1 protein-coding gene is annotated in these 1,066 nt (G+C 74.8%); it reads right to left on the bottom strand.

Features of this window, described 5'->3' with window-relative positions:
- Window positions 1-1,066, bottom strand: a 1,066-nt coding sequence (locus I0C86_RS00050; RefSeq protein ID WP_196199063.1) for an ATP-dependent helicase, incomplete at both ends; no start/stop codon positions are given.

Below are 1,066 nucleotides of genomic sequence, written 5' to 3'. Positions count from 1 at the left end.
ATCCGGTGTCGTGGGCTCGGAGATGTGTATAAGCGACAGCCCCCATGCCGCTCCAACAACCACCGCAGGCTGCACCGCAGCGCGCTCTCCATCCCCGACGGCGTGACCCGGACCGGCTCCCCCTCGTCCACCAGCGGCCGGTCGTCCGACAGCGGCCGCAGCCCCCACCAGTCGTCCGGATGCGCCCCCGGCACCCCGGCGGCAGCCAACCGGGCCAACTCCACCGCCGCGCCCCGTCGCCGCACCCCCGTCGCCGCCGGATCCGTCACGGCGGTCCGCAGCTCCGCCACCAACGCCGCCAACGTCAACGCCCGGGGCGGCCGCCCGATCGGCAACGCCGCCGGCTCGTCGGCTGCGCCGGGTGCGCCGGGTGTAAGGAAGGGCCCCTTCTTATCGTTTTCTGTAGAAGAAGGGCCCCCTTTTAACACCTCAGGCTCGTCGTCCGGCTGCTCCACCGCCGGGCCGAGTTCGTAGAGGAAGCGGCTCGGCTGTTCCTCGTGGTCCGCCACCCCGACCGCAGCCGAGGCGACGGCGCTGACCAGCAACTTCCGCCGGGCGCGGGTGGCGGCGACGTAGAACAGCCGGCGCTCCTCGTCCAGCACCGCCGAGGTCTGACCGACCAGGGTGGCCGCCGTTCCGGCGCCCTCGCCCCGGCCGGCGAGGATGTCCACCAGCCGTTCCGACCCGAGCAGGCTGCCCCGCAGCCGCAGGTCCGGCCAGATCCCCTCCTGTACGCCGGCAACGGCGACCAGATCCCACTCCAGCCCCTTCGCCGCGTGGGCGGTGAGCAGGCGTACCGCCTCGCCCCGGTCGGCGCTCGGCGCGAGGGTGTCGGCCGGCAACTGCTGCCCCAGCACGTGATCGAGGAACACCTCGGTACGCGCCCCCGGCAGCCGGTCGACGAACCGGGCCGCCGCGTCGAAGAGTACGACGATCGCGTCCAGGTCCCGGTCGGCGGCCGCGGCCCGCCAGCGTAGTCCGGTGTCGGCGGCGCCGGCCGCCGTCCGGGCCCGGGCCAGCGCGCCGGACCAGCGTTCGGCCAGCCCGCTGGCCCGCCAGACCGCCC

Origin of the sequence: Plantactinospora alkalitolerans (genome assembly GCF_015690345.1) — a bacterium.
In the GTDB taxonomy this organism is placed as follows: Bacteria; Actinomycetota; Actinomycetes; order Mycobacteriales; family Micromonosporaceae; genus Plantactinospora; species Plantactinospora alkalitolerans.
This window is presented reverse-complemented; position numbering and strand designations above follow the sequence as displayed.